We start from the raw sequence: 16,692 nt of genomic DNA on the forward strand, positions 1-16,692 counted from the left end.
CAAAAAAAGCTGAATGCATACCTGTAGCAGCCTGATATCCGCCTCATGGTCAGCGGGTGAGTTAGCTGAATGTGGGAGCCGGGCCTGCATCGCAGGCAAGCCAGCTCCCACACAAACCCGCTACCCCATTCTTGATTAGAGCGGCTTGCCCCGATTGCCATGCTGGCTGACGAACGCCTGCACCGCCTTCAGGTCGTTGGCCAACACGGTGCAGCGCTCTTCGCGCTCGAACAGGTCGGTCAAATGCTCCGGCAACTCCAGGGCCTTGCCAATGCCGGCTTTCTCGACCGCTTCCGGGAACTTGACCGGGTGCGCGGTACCGAGGATCACCATTGGAATATCCAGGCTGCGGCGGCATTCGCGGGCGGCTTTCACGCCGATAGCCGTGTGCGGGTCGAGCACTTCGCCGGTCTCGGCATAGACCTGCGCGATGGTTTCGCAGGTCTGCGCATCGTCCACGGCCAGGGAATCGAACAGCTTGCGGGTTTCGGTCCAGCGCTCTTGCTCGACGCTGAAACCGCCACCTTGCTTGAAGCTGTTCATCAACTCGGCCAGGGCTGCGCCGTTACGACCGTGCATGTCGAACAGCAGGCGCTCGAAGTTCGACGACACCATGATGTCCATGGACGGCGACAGCGTGGCATGCAGGGTTTCCTTCACATACTGGTTGCCGCTCATGAAGCGATGCAGGATGTCGTTGCGGTTGGTGGCGACGATCAACTGGTTGATCGGCAGGCCCATGTTGCGCGCCAGGTAACCGGCAAAAATATCGCCGAAGTTGCCGGTAGGCACCGAGAACGACACCGAGCGCGCCGGGCCACCCAACTGCAGCGAAGCGTGGAAGTAGTAGACGATCTGGGCCATGATCCGCGCCCAGTTGATCGAGTTGACCGCCACCAGGCGCGTGCCCTTGAGGAAGCTCTGGTCAGCGAAGCTGTTCTTGACCATTTCCTGGCAGTCATCGAAGTTGCCTTCGATGGCGATGTTGTGGATGTTCTCACCGAAGATGGTGGTCATCTGGCGACGTTGCACTTCCGACACGCGCTTGTGCGGGTGCAGGATGAAGATGTCGACGTTTTCGCAGTGCTTGCACCCTTCGATGGCCGCCGAGCCGGTATCGCCGGAGGTAGCACCGATGATCACCACGCGCTCGCCACGTTTTTCCAGCACGTAGTCGAGCAGGCGACCGAGCAGTTGCAGGGCGAAGTCCTTGAACGCCAGGGTCGGGCCGTGGAACAGCTCCAGTACCCACTCATTGCCGTTCAGTTGGCGCAGGGGCGCGATGGCGTTGTGGGAAAACACGCCATAGGTTTCTTCCAGAATCTTCTTGAAGTCCGCATCCGGAATGCTGCCGGTGACGAACGGGCGCATCACTCGGAAAGCCAGCTCGTGATACGGCAGGCCGGCCCAGGAGGCGATTTCTTCCTGGGTGAAGCGTGGCAGGTTTTCCGGCACATACAAGCCGCCGTCGGTGGCAAGGCCTGCCAGCAGAACGTCTTCGAAATTCAGGGCCGGTGCCTGGCCGCGGGTGCTGATGTAACGCATGACTGGCTCCTCTAAAACATTCTCGAACAGGGGCCGCCGAATGGACGGGGCCCCTGGAACAAATCGGTTAGTTCAAGTGTTCGACGCGAATGCGCACCACCGGGCCGACCACGCCTTGCAGGGCTTCGAGGGCATGGATGGCATCGTTGATGTGCTGTTCGAGCACGCGGTGGGTCAGCAGGATCATCGGCACCTGGCCGTTTTGCTCCTCGACTTCCTTCTGCATGATCGATTCGATGTTGATACCGCGCTCCGACAGGATGCTGGCCACCTGGGCCAACACGCCTGGATGGTCCTGGGCCTGGATGCGCAGGTAGTAGGCACTTTCGCAGGCTTCGATCGGCAGGATCGGGTGGGCCGACAGCGAGTCCGGCTGGAAGGCCAGGTGCGGCACGCGGTTTTCCGGGTCGCTGGTCATGGCGCGAACCACGTCCACCAGGTCGGCGATCACCGACGACGCGGTCGGCTCCATGCCGGCACCGGCGCCGTAGAACAAGGTGGAACCGGCGGCGTCGCCGTTGACCATCACCGCGTTCATCACGCCATTGACGTTGGCGATCAGGCGGTCGGCCGGGATCAGCGTCGGGTGAACCCGCAACTCGATGCCCGCCGAGGTGCTGCGCGCCACGCCCAGGTGCTTGATACGGTAGCCCAGGGCTTCGGCGTAGTTGACGTCGGCGGTGGTCAGCTTGGTGATGCCTTCGGTGTAAGCCTTGTCGAACTGCAGCGGGATACCGAAGGCGATGGACGCCAGGATGGTCAGCTTGTGAGCCGCGTCGATGCCTTCCACGTCGAACGTCGGGTCGGCTTCGGCGTAACCCAGGGCCTGGGCTTCGGCCAGCACGTCTTCGAAGGTACGGCCCTTCTCGCGCATTTCGGTGAGGATGAAGTTACCGGTGCCGTTGATGATGCCGGCTACCCAGTTGATGCGGTTGGCGGACAGGCCTTCACGGATCGCCTTGATCACCGGGATACCACCGGCCACCGCGGCTTCGAACGCCACGATCACGCCCTTCTCGCGGGCCTTGGCGAAGATCTCGTTGCCGTGCACGGCGATGAGCGCCTTGTTGGCGGTGACCACGTGCTTGCCGTTCTCGATGGCCTTGAGCACCAGCTCGCGGGCCACGGTGTAGCCGCCTACCAGCTCGATAACGATATCGATCTCAGGGTTGGTGGCCACGGCGAACACATCGTTGGTAATCGCAATACCGGTCGTTTCGAACTGGGGCTTTGGCGAACGCGTGGCAATCTGCGCCACTTCAATCCCGCGACCTGCGCGGCGGGAAATTTCTTCAGCGTTACGCTGAAGTACGTTGAAGGTACCGCCACCGACGGTCCCTAACCCACAGATGCCTACTTTGACCGGTTTCACTGAAGAACTCCCCATGAAACGGCCGACGCTAGGTCGGCCGTGAAAACAGCCGCACAACTGCGGCTCTCAATTAATGACTCGCCGACGGTTCGGCGGGCCATGATCGTCAAAGGCTCAACGATAAATGCTTACTTGGCACCCAGTGCCAGTTTGGCAACTTGCGGCGCCGGCTGGTAGCCCGGAATCACCTGGCCGTCGGCCAAAACGATGGCCGGTGTACCGTTCACACCAATGGACTGGCCCAGGGCGAACTGCTTGGAAACCGGGTTGGCGCATTTGGCCGATTTGATTTCCTTGCCGTCGACCATCTTGTCCATGGCCGCTTTCTTGTCGGCCGAGCACCACACCGCCTGCAACTGCTCGTCACCCGGCGAACCCAGGCCCTGGCGCGGGAAAGCGACGTAGCGCACTTCCACGCCCAGCTTGTTCAGTGCCGGGATTTCAGCGTGCAGCTTGTGGCAGTACGGGCACGTGGTGTCGGTGAACACGGTGATATGGGTCTTGGTTTCGCCAATGGCGGGGTAAACCACGGTTTCAGCCACCGGGATGCCGTTGATCAGCTTCGACACGCCCAGGCGCTCGGCCTTCTCGGTCAGGTTGACCGGCTTGCCATCCTTGAGCTGGAACAGGTAGCCCTGGACGATGTACTGGCCATCGGCACTGGCGTACAGCACGCGGCTACCCTTGAGCTTGACTTCATACAGGCCGGCCATGGGGCTGGCGCTGATGCTTTCGATCGGGGTGTCGAGCGCCAGGTTGGCCAGGCTCTTGCGAATGGTCTGCTCGGCCGCATCATCGGCGACCGCAAAGGTGGAAACCAACGCAATGGCTGCGGCGGCAATAATCTGGGTCAAGCGCATGGGAACTCCTGAAGGCAGAGGCAGGGACGGGAGCAGAATACTGATCTGGAACACAACGGGTGCCGTCCCCTTCGCGAACCGGCAAAGCCTACCACAGTTGGGCGGGAGGGCAGACCGCGACAGCTAAAATGGGCCATTTCTGACGGTTTTATCCGCGCGGGTGGTGCTTGGCGTGCATGTCCTGCAAACGTGCGCGTGCCACATGGGTGTAGATCTGGGTTGTGGATAAGTCGCTGTGCCCAAGCAGCATTTGCACTACGCGCAAATCCGCACCGTGGTTGAGCAAGTGGGTGGCGAACGCATGGCGCAAGGTGTGGGGTGACAGCGCTTTGCCGATCCCGGCCACTTTGGCCTGGTGCTTGATGCGGTGCCAGAAGGTCTGGCGGGTCATCTGCTCGCCGCGCTGGCTGGGGAACAGCACGTCGCTGGGGCGCCCACCCAGCAGTTCGTGGCGCGCATCGCGCATGTAGCGCTCGACCCACACAATCGCCTCCTCGCCCATCGGCACCAGCCGCTCCTTGCTGCCCTTGCCCATCACGCGCAACACGCCTTGGCGCAGGTTGACCTGTTCCAGGGTCAGGCTGATCAGTTCGGTGACGCGCAGGCCGCAGGCATACAGCACCTCCAGCATGGCACGGTCGCGCTGGCCGATGGCCTCGCTCAGGTCCGGGGCCGCGAGCAGGGCATCGACGTCGGCTTCCGACAAGGATTTGGGCAACGGCCTGCCGAGTTGCGGCATGTCGATTTGCAGGGTCGGGTCGACGGCAATGAGTTTTTCCCGCAGCAGGTAGCGATAAAAGCCACGCACGCCGGAGAGGAATCGGGCAGTGGAGCGCGGTTTGTAGTCCTGCTCCAGGCGCCAGGCCAGGTGATCGAGGATCAGCTCGCGCCCGGCATTGATCAGTTCGAGGTTTTTTTCCTGCAGCCAGCCGTTGAACAGCGCCAGGTCGCTGCGGTACGCCTGGCGTGTGTTGTCCGACAGGCCTTTTTCTAACCAGAGGGCGTCGAGGAAGCGGTCGATCAGGGGATGGTCAATGGCAGGCATGGGCACTCAAGCGACTTAGCACAAGGCAATACGCGTATTATTTAAGGACTGTGACAAGAGCCATTAGTCTTTCATAGCCCGCTATTTCAAGGAACAGGAAGCTTTAATGAACGAACAACAGATTTTGTTGGCTTTTGGCGGCATTGGCGTGGCCGCACTCGGCTGCCAGTGGCTGGCCTGGCGCCTGAAACTGCCAGCGATTCTGTTTCTCCTGCTGAGCGGGATTCTGGCAGGGCCGATACTCGGATGGCTCGACCCGCAGGAAATGTTCGGCCCTCTGTTGATGCCATTGGTGTCGCTGGCAGTGGCGCTGATCCTGTTTGAGGGCAGCCTGACCCTGCACCTGTCGGAATGGAAGGAAATCGGCAGCGTCGTCCACCGGCTGGTCACCGTCGGCGCCCTCTCGACCTGGGCGGTGATCACCCTGGCCACCCACTGGCTGCTGGGCTTCGACTGGATGCTGGCGCTGCTGTTCGGCACCCTGACACTGGTCACCGGCCCGACGGTGATCGTGCCCATGTTGCGTGTGGTGCGCCCCAAAGCCTCCATCGCCAATATCCTGCGCTGGGAAGGCATCGTCATCGACCCGATTGGCGCACTGCTGGCGGTAGTGGTGTATAGCTTCATCATCGCCAGTGCGTCGGGCGATGGTTTGAGCCACAGCCTGCTGACCTTCGGCGGCGTCATCCTCTGCGGCAGCCTGTTCGGCATCGCCGGTGGCTGGGTACTGGGGCAGATCATGCGCCGCCAGTGGTTGCCGGAATACCTGCACAACCTGGCGACACTGGCGGGCGTGCTGGGCATCTTCATTGCCTCCAACCAAGTGATGCATGAGTCCGGCCTGCTGGCGGTCACGCTGATGGGCATGTGGATGGCAAACATGAAAGGCGTGGATGTACGGCACATCCTGCACTTCAAGGAAAACCTCAGCGTGTTGCTGATTTCCGGGCTGTTCATCCTACTGGCGGCGCGCCTGGACCTGAACGCCATGATCGCCCTGGGCCCGTTCGTGTTGATCCTGCTGTTGATCATCCAATTCATTGCACGCCCGTTGAACGTGGCGCTTTCGACCTTTGGCTCGGGGTTGAACTGGCGCGAGCGCGCACTGCTGGCCTGGATCGCCCCACGGGGCATTGTGGCGGCGGCGGTGTCAGCGATCTTTGCGATCCGTCTGGATGAGGCTGGCCACGAAGGCGCGTTGTTGCTCGTTCCGCTGACCTTCGCGGTGATCATCGGCACCGTGGTGCTGCAAAGCGCCACGGCACGCCCCTTAGCCCGCCTGCTGAAAGTCGCCGAGCCGGCGCCCAGCGGCTTCCTGATCGTGGGTGCGAACGGCCCGGCGCGGGCACTCGGCAAGGCGTTGCAGCAATTGGGCAGCCGCGTGTTACTGACGGATTCCAGCTGGGAAAACATCCGCGCCAGTCGTATGGAAGGCTTGCCTACGTACTTCGGCAACCCGGCCTCCCAGCATGCCGAGTCCCATCTGGACCTGGTCGGCCTGGGGCATCTGCTCGCGCTCTCGCCTTCTGGCGAACTGAATGCCTTGGCCACCATGCGTTTTCGCCATGACTTCGGCCATCGCCTGTTCGCCCTGGCCAGCAGCCAGGAAAACCGCCGCACCGACAAACACAAGGCCAGCCACGAACATCGCGGGCACTTGCTGGGCAGCCAACCCTTGAGCTACACCAAGTTGGCCAGCCTGCTGGGCCAAGGCGCCGAGCTCTACAGCACCAGCCTCACCGACGGCTTTGGCTGGGAGCAGTACCAGGCGTTGCACGGGGAGCGCGCCACCTTGCTGTTTGCCCGGGACACCAGCGGCTGGGTGCACGTGGTCTCGCCCGAGAGCAATTTGAAGCCTGTAGCGGGCTGGACCTTGCTGGCGGTCATTCAACCGCAGGCCAGTACCACCGAGTAATCAGTCAACAAAGCCAGGCAGTACCGGGACAGGGCGTTTATCTGCGTCAATCGCGACGAAGCTGAACACGCCCTGGATCGCCTTTTCACGGCCATCAGCGCTCATGCTCTCGACGAACACTTCAACCTCGACCTTGAGGCTGGTGTTGCCGACCTTGATCACCCGACCGATCAGCTCAACGATAGAGCCGGCCGGGATCGCGTGGTTGAAGTCGATACGGTCGGTGGAGACTGTCACCAAAGGCAAGCGACAGAAACGCGTGGCGGTGATGAACGACACTTCGTCCATCCATGCCAGGGCGGTGCCGCCGAACAGGGTGTTGTGGTGGTTGGTGGTGGGCGGGAACACGGCCTTGGTCACGTGCGTGACGGACAGGTTGGTGCGGCGCTGGATTTCTTCGAGGCGGGTGGTCATGGGTCAATACCGGCAGATAGGCAAATTTCAGGCACAAAAAAGCAGCCCGTAGGCTGCTTTTTTCTGCATCGGGAAGCTGGACTTAAGCCAGTTTTTCCTTGATGCGAGCTGCTTTACCGGACAGGTCACGCAGGTAGTACAGCTTGGCTTTACGTACGTCACCGCGACGCTTGACGGCCATGCTGTCGATTTGCGGGCTGTAGGTCTGGAAAGTACGCTCTACGCCAACACCGTTGGAGATTTTACGAACAGTGAAAGCACTGTTCACACCACGGTTACGCTTGGCGATTACCACACCTTCGAACGCTTGCAGACGCGAACGGTCGCCTTCCTTCACTTTCACCTGAACGACAATAGTGTCGCCCGGGGCAAAGGTAGGGATCTCTTTGGTCATCTGCTCTGCTTCGAGTGCAAGGATGATTTTGTTAGTCATGCTGTGCTCCTAAGGTAAGTCAATGGACCTACCATCGATACGTTGTTAACTATCGTCCCGCGCGAGGATGTATTCCTCGAGCAGCTTCTTCTCTTCTCCAGAAAGCGAGCGGCTTTCCAGAAGATCGGCGCGTCGTTCATAGGTCCGACCAAGGGACTGCTGTAAACGCCAACGCCGGATGTGTGCGTGATTGCCACTTAGCAATACGTCGGGAACACGCTGATCCACATACACCTCCGGACGGGTGTAGTGCGGGCAATCCAGCAAACCATCCGTGAAGGAATCTTCCTCCGCGGAGTCCGCATGCCCTAAAGCTCCGGGCAGCAGTCGTGTAACCGCATCTATCAGGACCATCGCCGGCAGCTCGCCGCCAGACAGGACATAGTCCCCAATCGACCACTCTTCATCGACATGAGCTTCAATAAAACGCTCGTCAATGCCTTCATAGCGACCGGCAATCAGGATCAAACTTTCCTCATTCGCCAGTTCGCGTACCGCCGCCTGTTTCAGCTGACGGCCTTGAGGGGACAGGTAAATTACCTTCGCCTTCTCCCCGGCGGCTGCCTTGGCCTGAACCAACGCGTCTTCCAGGGGCTTGATCTTCATCACCATGCCCGGGCCACCGCCAAATGGGCGATCGTCCACAGTGTGATGTCGATCCGTCGTGTAGTCTCGCGGGTTCCAACAGGTGAGCTGCAACAGCCCCTGTTTCACCGCCCGACTGGTGATGCCGTACTCGCTGATGGCGGAAAACATCTCGGGAAACAAACTGATCACTTCAATGCGCAAATTAGCCACGCTTAGAAGTCCGCGTCCCATTCCACCTTCATCTCGCCCGCGGCCAGGTCGACGGCCAACACGCATTGCTCGGTATAGGGCAACAGGCGTTCACGGTCATCCAGGCTGCCAGCGCAAGGCTTGACCACCATTACATCATTGGCGCCGGTTTCCAGAAGATGATCGATTTTCCCCAGCAATTGCCCGAGTTGATCAATAACCTTCAGACCTTCCAGCTGGTACCAGTAGTACTCGCCGTCGGTCAATTCAGGGAACAGGTTGCGCGGCACGCAGATCTCATAACCGGCCAGAAGACGAGCTTCTTCACGATCATCAAGACCCTTGAGCTTTGCGACCAGGAACTTGTCGCTCCCGCGTCCACTGACCAGCTCGACCTGTTTCACACTCCCTTCGCGCTTGAGCGTCCAGGTTTTGTACTGCAACAGGTTTTCAGTCGGATCAGTAAAGGAATACACCTTCACTTCGCCGCGAACGCCATGAACAGAGTAAATCTTGCCGATAACGATCAAATCATCAGCAACAGCTGGCGTCGCGTTCATATTGCTCAGGCTGCGGCCTTAGCCGAGTCCTTCAACAGTTTTGCAACGCGCTCGGATGGCTGTGCGCCAACGCTCAGCCAGTAGGCTACGCGCTCTTGGTTCACGGACAGACGAACTTCTTGACCACGAGCAACAGGGTTGAAGAAACCAACCTGTTCCTTGTGCGAACCGTCACGCGGGTTGCGGCTGTCGGTTACGGTCAAGTGGTAAAACGGGCGCTTTTTGGAGCCGCCAAGGGCAAGACGGATTGTTAGCATGTGAACATCGTTCCTGTAGTCGGTGCTGCAAATCTAAATGCACAGCGGGCATAGGTGCCCGAAAGGCCGCATATTCTAAGGAATATCCGGACTTTTGCAAATGTCTTTTTCTGGCGCCTATCAGCGTGCCATTCAGATCTGCTATAGAGCCGTCGGTTAAAACGGCGAGTCAGCGCCCGCCAACGGCGGGTTTGCTGGAGATCCCACATCCCTGTGGGTCGGAGCGGGAGCTGGGCTCCCACTCGAATACTTTACATTTTAGGCATGCCGCCGCCGGGCAACATACCGCCCATGCCGCGCATCATCTTGGCCATACCGCCCTTGGCGGAGAATTTCTTCATCATCTTCTGCATCTGCTTGTGCTGCTTGATCAAGCGACCGATGTCCTGCACCTGGGTGCCGGAACCCATGGCGATCCGGCGTTTGCGCGAACCGCTGATCAGCTCAGGGTCGCGGCGCTCGGCCGGGGTCATGGAATTGATGATGGCTTCCATCTGCTTGAACTGTTTCTCTGCCGCGCCCTGGGCGTTGCCCATTTGCGCCAGGTTCACACCGCCGATGTTGGGCAGCTTGTCCATCAGGCCGCCGAGGCCGCCCATGTTCTTCATCTGTTGCAGCTGGTCGCGGAAGTCTTCGAGATCGAAGCCCTTGCCCTTCTTCAGCTTCTTGGCCAGTTTGTCGGCCTTGTCCTTGTCGAGTGTGGCTTCGGCCTGCTCGATCAGGCTGAGCACGTCACCCATGCCGAGGATGCGCGAGGCGATACGCTCAGGGTGGAACGGCTCGAGCGCTTCGCTCTTCTCGCCCATACCGATGAACTTGATCGGCTTGCCAGTAATGGCACGTACCGACAGCGCGGCACCGCCACGGGCGTCGCCGTCGACCTTGGTGAGGATCACGCCGGTCAGCGGCAGTGCGTCACCAAAAGCCTTGGCGGTGTTGGCCGCATCCTGGCCGGTCATGGCGTCGACCACGAACAGGGTCTCGACCGGGTTGATCGCGGCATGCAGCGCCTTGATCTCGCCCATCATCTCTTCGTCGATGTGCAGGCGACCGGCGGTATCGACGATGACCACGTCGATGAACTTGAGCTTGGCTTCTTTAATAGCCGCGTTGGCGATGTCGACCGGCTTCTGGCTCAGGTCGGACGGGAAGAAGGTCACGCCCACTTCGCCCGCGAGCATTTCCAACTGCTTGATGGCCGCCGGACGGTACACGTCGGCCGATACCACCATCACGGATTTCTTCTTGCGCTCTTTAAGGAAGCGCGCCAGTTTGCCGGCGGTGGTGGTTTTACCCGCACCTTGCAGGCCCGCCATCAGCACGACGGCTGGCGGCACGGCACTGAGGTTCAAGTCTTCGTTGGCCGCGCCCATCAGGCTTTCGAGTTCGGCCTGGACGATCTTCACAAAGGCCTGGCCCGGGGTCAGGCTGCGGGACACTTCGGTGCCGACCGCACGCTCCTTGACCGAGTTGACGAAGTCCTTCACCACTGGCAAGGCCACGTCGGCTTCCAGCAACGCCATGCGCACTTCACGCAGGGTGTCTTTAATATTGTCCTCGGTCAGCTTGGCCTTGCCGGTAACGTGGCGCAGCGTCTGCGAGAGACGGTCAGTCAAGTTTTCAAACATGCGCGATCCTTTCAGGCCCTACTCATCGAAATGCAGGTAGACCGAGGTAATGGCGGCCCAGGCTCTGGCAAATCGCTATTAATCACAGCGCTCGGCGAGCCTGCGGCATGGGCAGGTCGCGGATTATAGCGAAGACTGCGCCCATGCACACCCGCTGTCTGGCCCGGGAGTCTTTCTTGCAGCGCAGGTGTGTGCCAAACTCAACGCCTTTCGGGCTTGCCTACCAGGATTTATGCTCCCCTTGTCACCCAGTTTGCTACCCAGCCTCGCCGCCGCCATTTTATATGCCGCTGCGACTCTCTATCAGGGCACTCGTCTGGCCCAAGGCACCAAAGCGGACAAACGTCTGCTCGTCGGCCTTGGCGTGCTGGCTCTGCTGGCCCATGCCGCCAGCCTGTTCACCCACCTGATGACCCCGGTCGGCCTGGGCCTGGACTTTTTCAGCGCCGCCAGCCTGATCGCCGCGGCCGTCATCGCGCTGACGCTGCTGGCCTGCTACCGGATTCCGGTGGAGAACCTGCTGGTGCTGCTATTCCCCCTGGGAATGCTCACGGTGCTGCTGGCGCAGTTCACCCCCACCGGCACCGTACAGGTGATCGACGAGGAGCCGGGCATCCTCGCCCACATCCTGCTGTCGATCCTCGCCTACGGCATGTTCACCATCGCGGTGTTCCAGGCCCTGCTCCTGCTGCTGCAGGATCACCAGCTCAAGCACAAGCATCCGTCCGGGCTGATCAAGAACTTCCCGCCGCTGCAAACCATGGAAAGCCTGCTGTTCGGGTTCCTGTGGGCCGGCTGGACCCTGCTGTCGCTGTCGCTGATCTCCGGCTGGCTGTTCGTCGAAAACCTGTTTGCCCAGCACCTGGTCCATAAAACCTTGCTGGCGTGCCTGGCCTGGGTCGTGTTCAGCGTGCTGCTGTGGGGACGCAACCGCCTCGGCTGGCGTGGGCACAAGGCCATCCGCTGGACCCTGGCCGGTTTCTGCCTGTTGATGCTGGCCTATTTCGGCAGCAAGCTGGTTCGCGAATACATCCTGCATATCTGACGGGCAGTGATCATGGACAACTTGCCCTTAGGGCCGATGCTCGCCGTAATTGCCCTGCTGATTCTATGGGCAGCACTGTTTACCGCCATTGAAGCCGCGCAACAACACCTGCTGGCGCTACGCCCTGGCACACGCCAGGGCGACAAGGCGGCCGCACGCCTGAGCTTCCCGCGCCATAGCCTGATCCTGTGCAACAGCCTGTGCCGCGCCGCCGTGGTGATTCTCTGCACCCTGCTGGCGATCTATGCCTGGGCAGAGAACGGGCCCTGGCTAGGCTGGCTGATTTCCTGCGCAGGGCTGCTGGTGCTGGCCGACTACCTGCCTCGCACCCTGGCTACCCGTCACCCCCAAGCAGTGCTGGGCTTTGGCAATACATTGCTGGGCGTGCCGCTGAAAATCCTTTACCCGCTGGCCTGGCTGCTCAATGGCATCAGCCAGCTGTTATTGCGCCCGTTTGCGCGCAAATCCGGCGTGGTGAAAAACAGCGACGAGCCCCTGCCCGACCATGATGACGACCCACAGCCCGACACCGACGCCGACCGCATTCCCGGCCTGCCCGGTATCCATGCCCTGGACAACATCACGGTCAACGACATCCTGGTGCCGCGCAGCGAAGTGGACGGCATCAACCTTGATGAGTCGATAGAAGACATCATCGAACAGTTGCGCACCTCGCCGCGCACCCGCCTGCCCGTGTTCCACAGCGACATCAACCAGGTGCAGGCCGTGCTCAATACCCGGCAGATCCAACACCTGCTGCCCGACGCCAGCCTGACCAAAGAGGCCCTGCTCGCCGCCTGCCACGAGCCTTACTTCGTGCCGGAAAGCACGCCGTTGCAGCTGCAACTGCTGAATTTCCACAAACAGCAGCGGCGCCTGGGCATGGTGGTGGACGAGTATGGTGAAGTGCTGGGCATCGTCACCCTGGAAGATATTCTGGAAGAGATCGTCGGCGAGTTCGAAAGCGATCAGGCGCTGGATAACCCGCATATCGAAGCCCAGCCCGATGGTCGCTACATCATCGACGGTGCTGCCTCGATCCGTGAACTGAACAAGAGCCTGGGCTGGCACCTGCCCAGCGACGGCCCCAAGACCCTCAACGGCCTGGTGACCGAGGCGCTGGAAACCATTCCCGATTGCGCGGTATGCCTGAAAGTCGGCCGCTATCGCCTGGAAATCCTCGAGACCGAGGACAACCGGGTGAGCAAGGTGTTGATCTGGCATACCAGCCGTGTGCCGGTTGCCGCCTGACCTCAACAGGCTCAACCCGGTCAATGTGGGAGCTGGCTTGTGTGGGAGCCGGGCTTGCCCGCGATGCAGGCGCTTAGGGGTGTCAGTCACACCGCAGTGATGCTATCGCAGGCAAGCCAGCTCCCACATTGATCCAGTTCCAGGCCATAGATCCTCGCCAGCCCCTTGTTGGATCCTTAGGCCCCTTCCTATAATCCCTGCGGCTTACCCAAGCCCCGCCCGACCGCGTGCTATCCGCACCCAGCGTGTCCTGGCACCGCCTTACCATGTCCGACCGGTGTTTGCTCCCATCCCGAGCCGCCCCGCGCACAGCCCTGATCCATGGGTGTTCGACCAATAATAATCCGCGTCCAAACGCGCAATAACCGTCAGGGATAACGTCATGAGCACCACCTACCAAGAGGCTGCGAGCGCCGCACCTGCCAACTCGACCGCCCGCGTCGCCACCGCGAGCATCGTCGGCACCGCCATTGAGTTCTACGATTTCTACATCTACGCCACGGCTGCCGCCCTGGTGATCGGCCCGGTGTTCTTCCCACAGACCTCCGGCACCGCGCAGATGCTGGCATCGTTCCTGACCTTCGGTATCGCTTTTATCGCCCGCCCTCTGGGGTCGGCGTTGTTCGGTCACTTCGGTGACCGTATCGGCCGTAAATCAACCCTCGTGGCTTCACTGCTACTGATGGGTGTATGTACTACCCTGATCGGCTTGCTGCCGGGCTACGACAGCATCGGTGCCTGGGCGCCGATTCTCTTGTGTGTCTTGCGTTTCGGCCAAGGCCTCGGCCTGGGTGGGGAATGGGGCGGCGCGGCCTTGCTGGCGACCGAGAATGCCCCCAAGGGCAAGCGCGCCTGGTTCGGCATGTTCCCGCAACTGGGCCCGTCGATAGGCTTCCTGGCGGCCAACGGCTTGTTCCTGATTTTGGCCATGAGCCTGAATGACGAGCAATTTCGCAGCTGGGGCTGGCGCATTCCGTTCATCCTCAGCGCCGCACTGGTGATGGTGGGCCTGTATGCACGCCTCAAGTTGCATGAGACGCCGGTGTTCGCCAATGCAGTGGCCACGGAAAAACCAGTGAAAGTGCCGCTGGTGGAACTGTTCAGCCAGCATTGGCTGCCGGTACTGCTGGGCGCCGCGTCGATGGTGGTGTGCTATGCGCTGTTCTATATCACCACGGCGTTTTCGTTGAGCTACGGCGTTTCCACCTTGGGCTACAGCCGTGAAACCTTCCTCGGCCTGCTGTGTTTCGCGGTGCTGTTCATGGGGCTGGCGACACCGCTGGCCGCCCTGGCCAGTGATCGCTACGGGCGCAAGCCGGTGCTGATTGTCGGCGCGGTCCTGGCGATTCTGTCGGGCTTTACCATGGAGCCGCTGCTGACCCATGGCTCGACCTGGGCCGTAGCGCTGTTTCTGGCGTTGGAGCTGTTTTTGATGGGCGTGACCTTCGCACCGATGGGCGCCCTGCTGCCGGAATTGTTCCCGACCCGCGTGCGTTATACCGGCGCATCGGCAGCGTATAACCTGGGTGGGATCGTGGGGGCCTCGGCGGCGCCGTTCTTCGCGACCAAGCTGGTGGCGATGGGTGGTTTGAGTTATGTCGGAGGATATGTATCGGCGGCCGCGTTGCTGAGTTTGATTGCGGTGCTGTGCCTGAAAGAGACGCGGGATAACGACTTGAACAAGGTCGCCTGATAGACCGCTATCGCAGACAAGCCAGCTCCCACATTTGATTGGGTTCACATATTTTGATGTGTGAATGCTTTCTAATGTGGGAGCTGGCTTGCCTGCGATAGACGCGACGGGGTTTTAGAGCTCTACAACAACTGCTTGGGAAGCACGGGTCGCCTTGGCCCGAGCCGCTTCAATCGACTCATCCCGCGCCAGTGCCACGCCCATGCGGCGCTGGCCGTTCACTTCAGGTTTGCCAAACAGACGCAACGCTGTATCCGGCTCGCTCAGCGCGGCGCCGAGGTTGGCGAATGCAGTCTGGGTGGACTGCCCTTCCACCAGGATCACCGCCGACGCCGAAGGCCCGAACTGACGGATCAATGGGATCGGCAGGCCGAGAATGGCGCGCGCGTGCAAGGCAAACTGCGACAGGTCCTGGGAAATCAGGGTCACCAGGCCAGTGTCATGGGGGCGCGGCGACACTTCGCTGAACCACACCTGATCGCCCTTGATGAACAATTCCACGCCAAACAAGCCACGGCCACCCAAGGCTTCGGTCACGGCTTTGGCAACGCGCTCGGACTCTGCCAGGGCAATCGGGCTCATGGCCTGCGGCTGCCAGGACTCCTGATAGTCGCCCTTCTCCTGGCGATGGCCCACCGGCGCGCAGAAAGTGGTACCGCCGATGTGGCGCACGGTCAGCAGGGTGATTTCGTAGTCGAAGTCGATAAAGCCTTCGATGATCACCCGGCCCTTGCCGGCACGCCCGCCTTCCTGGGCGTAATCCCAGGCTTTCTGCACGTCGTCGGCGCTGCGCAACAGGCTCTGGCCCTTGCCCGACGAACTCATCACCGGCTTGACCACGCAAGGGAAACCCAGGTCCTGGACGGCCTTGCTGTAGTCTTCGAAGGTATCGGCGAAGTGGTACGGCGAGGTCGGCAGGTCCAGTTCTTCGGCGGCCAGGCGACGAATGCCTTCACGGTTCATGGTCAGCGAAGTGGCACGGGCGGTCGGGATGACGGTAAAGCCTTCGGCCTCCAGTTCCACCAGGGTGGCGGTGGCGATGGCTTCGATTTCCGGCACGATAAAGTGCGGCTTCTCCGCCTCGATGACCGCACGCAGCGCCGCGCCGTCGAGCATGTTGACCACATGGCTACGGTGCGCCACCTGCATGGCCGGCGCATTGGCGTAGCGATCCACGGCAATCACTTCAACGCCCAGGCGCTGCAGTTCGATTACCACTTCCTTGCCCAGCTCACCGCAGCCACACAGCAAAACGCGGGTCGCGGTTGGCGACAATGGAGTTCCGATTCGGGTCATCTCAGGTCCTCAGGGGAGCGGATCATGGGGGAGAAAGGCCGGCATTTTACATGAACTGTAAAAATTGGCCTCAGTTGGCGACAGCCCGCCGGCGGATACGCCAGGCCATGATCAGCCAGACCACGGTGACACCGGCGAACTTGGACACCAACGCCGTGCCCGCCACCGCCGGCGTCAGTGCGCCGATCAGGCCGAAAAAGATAAAGGTATCGAGGGGAATGCTCAGCGCCGAACTTATCCACAGGCGGTCATGCAGCGGGCGTTTGGTGATACTGAACACCAGCCAGTCGATGCACTCGGACACCGCAAACGCCGTAGCGCTGGCCAGGGCGATGGACGGGTCGGAGGTGATATAGGAAAGCACCAGCGCCGCGAGCATGGCGATGATTGCGCCATGGCCGAAGCGGGTTTGCACCATATCACGCAGGATAAATACCAGGCCACCCCAGGCGGACCAGATGACGTCCAGGTGTGGGGCGGTGGAGAAGGCGAAGTTGATCAGCACGACGCTGCTGATATAGGCGATCAGGAAAAACATGGAGGATGGACCTGTGGGCAATGCCGCACAGGGTACACAATTACAAGGAGGTCGTCTGGCAGG

General features: G+C 60.9%; 16 protein-coding genes. 4 read left to right on the forward strand and 12 right to left on the reverse strand.

The features are described from left to right. Positions 1-135: 135 nt before the first annotated feature. From thrC to xerD, 4 genes are all read right to left on the reverse strand, one after another. Positions 136-1,545, reverse strand: a complete 1,410-nt coding sequence (gene thrC, locus CLM72_RS22755; RefSeq protein WP_003193958.1) for a threonine synthase — start codon at positions 1,543-1,545, stop codon at positions 136-138. A gap of 67 nt (positions 1,546-1,612) precedes the next feature. Then, positions 1,613-2,917, reverse strand: a complete 1,305-nt coding sequence (locus CLM72_RS22760; RefSeq protein ID WP_105228302.1) for a homoserine dehydrogenase — start codon at positions 2,915-2,917, stop codon at positions 1,613-1,615. 128 nt (positions 2,918-3,045) lie between these two features. After that, positions 3,046-3,777, reverse strand: a complete 732-nt coding sequence (locus CLM72_RS22765; protein ID WP_005791088.1) for a thioredoxin fold domain-containing protein — start codon at positions 3,775-3,777, stop codon at positions 3,046-3,048. A gap of 148 nt (positions 3,778-3,925) precedes the next feature. Next, a complete protein-coding gene (xerD, locus tag CLM72_RS22770; protein WP_105228304.1) occupies positions 3,926-4,822 on the reverse strand; it encodes a site-specific tyrosine recombinase XerD in 897 nt (298 codons plus the stop codon). 106 nt (positions 4,823-4,928) lie between these two features. On the opposite strand from xerD, the gene CLM72_RS22775 reads away from it, so the two are divergent. After that, positions 4,929-6,737, forward strand: coding sequence for a sodium:proton antiporter (locus CLM72_RS22775; RefSeq protein ID WP_105228306.1), 1,809 nt, complete (start codon positions 4,929-4,931; stop codon positions 6,735-6,737). Here the strand turns inward: CLM72_RS22775 and CLM72_RS22780 are convergent, their stop codons facing one another. From CLM72_RS22780 to ffh, 6 genes are all read right to left on the reverse strand, one after another. After that, complete coding sequence (locus tag CLM72_RS22780) at positions 6,738-7,151, reverse strand: acyl-CoA thioesterase (protein ID WP_105228308.1); 414 nt, start codon at positions 7,149-7,151, stop codon at positions 6,738-6,740. An 82-nt stretch (positions 7,152-7,233) separates the two neighbouring features. After that, the gene (gene rplS, locus CLM72_RS22785; RefSeq protein ID WP_003175895.1) at positions 7,234-7,584 is read right to left on the reverse strand and encodes a 50S ribosomal protein L19; all 351 of its coding nucleotides are present in this window, start codon (positions 7,582-7,584) and stop codon (positions 7,234-7,236) included. A 45-nt stretch (positions 7,585-7,629) separates the two neighbouring features. Next, positions 7,630-8,403 (reverse strand): tRNA (guanosine(37)-N1)-methyltransferase TrmD, encoded by a 774-nt coding sequence (gene trmD / locus CLM72_RS22790; RefSeq protein ID WP_153475158.1) that lies wholly within the window; start codon positions 8,401-8,403, stop codon positions 7,630-7,632. Beyond that, positions 8,385-8,921, reverse strand: coding sequence for a ribosome maturation factor RimM (gene rimM, locus CLM72_RS22795; protein WP_003175898.1), 537 nt, complete (start codon positions 8,919-8,921; stop codon positions 8,385-8,387). Before rimM ends, trmD begins: the two co-directional genes overlap by 19 nt. A 5-nt stretch (positions 8,922-8,926) precedes the next feature. Beyond that, positions 8,927-9,178, reverse strand: coding sequence for a 30S ribosomal protein S16 (gene rpsP / locus CLM72_RS22800; RefSeq protein WP_003175899.1), 252 nt, complete (start codon positions 9,176-9,178; stop codon positions 8,927-8,929). A 251-nt stretch (positions 9,179-9,429) separates the two neighbouring features. Beyond that, a complete protein-coding gene (ffh, locus tag CLM72_RS22805; RefSeq protein ID WP_003193965.1) occupies positions 9,430-10,806 on the reverse strand; it encodes a signal recognition particle protein in 1,377 nt (458 codons plus the stop codon). Positions 10,807-11,038: 232 nt separating this feature from the next. Between ffh and CLM72_RS22810 the strand changes: the two genes are divergently transcribed. From CLM72_RS22810 to CLM72_RS22820, 3 genes are all read left to right on the forward strand, one after another. Continuing rightward, positions 11,039-11,851, forward strand: a complete 813-nt coding sequence (locus CLM72_RS22810) for an inner membrane protein YpjD (RefSeq protein WP_034115853.1) — start codon at positions 11,039-11,041, stop codon at positions 11,849-11,851. 12 nt (positions 11,852-11,863) lie between these two features. Continuing rightward, a complete protein-coding gene (locus CLM72_RS22815) occupies positions 11,864-13,102 on the forward strand; it encodes a transporter associated domain-containing protein (protein WP_105228310.1) in 1,239 nt (412 codons plus the stop codon). A 382-nt stretch (positions 13,103-13,484) separates the two neighbouring features. Beyond that, on the forward strand, positions 13,485-14,795 hold the full coding sequence (locus CLM72_RS22820) for an MFS transporter (protein ID WP_060763571.1): 1,311 nt from the start codon (positions 13,485-13,487) through the stop codon (positions 14,793-14,795). A 114-nt stretch (positions 14,796-14,909) separates the two neighbouring features. Here CLM72_RS22820 and purT read toward each other — a convergent pair whose 3' ends face one another. After that, complete coding sequence (gene purT, locus CLM72_RS22825; RefSeq protein ID WP_105228312.1) at positions 14,910-16,091, reverse strand: formate-dependent phosphoribosylglycinamide formyltransferase; 1,182 nt, start codon at positions 16,089-16,091, stop codon at positions 14,910-14,912. A 70-nt stretch (positions 16,092-16,161) separates the two neighbouring features. Continuing rightward, on the reverse strand, positions 16,162-16,629 hold the full coding sequence (locus CLM72_RS22830; RefSeq protein ID WP_003193971.1) for a preQ0 transporter: 468 nt from the start codon (positions 16,627-16,629) through the stop codon (positions 16,162-16,164). Positions 16,630-16,692: the final 63 nt, after the last annotated feature.

This window comes from Pseudomonas sp. MYb193 (assembly GCF_002966775.1).
In the GTDB taxonomy this organism is placed as follows: domain Bacteria; phylum Pseudomonadota; class Gammaproteobacteria; order Pseudomonadales; family Pseudomonadaceae; genus Aquipseudomonas; species Aquipseudomonas paracarnis.

Bases quoted from the DNA above. Each gene is read 5' to 3' on its own strand.
- CLM72_RS22830 (WP_003193971.1), bottom strand. From the start codon at position 16,629: ATGTTTTTCCTGATCGCCTATATCAGCAGCGTCGTGCTGATCAACTTC.
- purT (WP_105228312.1), bottom strand. From the start codon at position 16,091: ATGACCCGAATCGGAACTCCATTGTCGCCAACCGCGACCCGCGTTTTG.
- rplS (WP_003175895.1), bottom strand. From the start codon at position 7,584: ATGACTAACAAAATCATCCTTGCACTCGAAGCAGAGCAGATGACCAAA.
- rpsP (WP_003175899.1), bottom strand. From the start codon at position 9,178: ATGCTAACAATCCGTCTTGCCCTTGGCGGCTCCAAAAAGCGCCCGTTT.
- CLM72_RS22815 (WP_105228310.1), top strand. From the start codon at position 11,864: ATGGACAACTTGCCCTTAGGGCCGATGCTCGCCGTAATTGCCCTGCTG.
- CLM72_RS22765 (WP_005791088.1), bottom strand. From the start codon at position 3,777: ATGCGCTTGACCCAGATTATTGCCGCCGCAGCCATTGCGTTGGTTTCC.
- CLM72_RS22780 (WP_105228308.1), bottom strand. From the start codon at position 7,151: ATGACCACCCGCCTCGAAGAAATCCAGCGCCGCACCAACCTGTCCGTC.
- xerD (WP_105228304.1), bottom strand. From the start codon at position 4,822: ATGCCTGCCATTGACCATCCCCTGATCGACCGCTTCCTCGACGCCCTC.
- CLM72_RS22810 (WP_034115853.1), top strand. From the start codon at position 11,039: ATGCTCCCCTTGTCACCCAGTTTGCTACCCAGCCTCGCCGCCGCCATT.
- CLM72_RS22775 (WP_105228306.1), top strand. From the start codon at position 4,929: ATGAACGAACAACAGATTTTGTTGGCTTTTGGCGGCATTGGCGTGGCC.
- rimM (WP_003175898.1), bottom strand. From the start codon at position 8,921: ATGAACGCGACGCCAGCTGTTGCTGATGATTTGATCGTTATCGGCAAG.
- trmD (WP_153475158.1), bottom strand. From the start codon at position 8,403: ATGGGACGCGGACTTCTAAGCGTGGCTAATTTGCGCATTGAAGTGATC.
- ffh (WP_003193965.1), bottom strand. From the start codon at position 10,806: ATGTTTGAAAACTTGACTGACCGTCTCTCGCAGACGCTGCGCCACGTT.
- CLM72_RS22820 (WP_060763571.1), top strand. From the start codon at position 13,485: ATGAGCACCACCTACCAAGAGGCTGCGAGCGCCGCACCTGCCAACTCG.
- thrC (WP_003193958.1), bottom strand. From the start codon at position 1,545: ATGCGTTACATCAGCACCCGCGGCCAGGCACCGGCCCTGAATTTCGAA.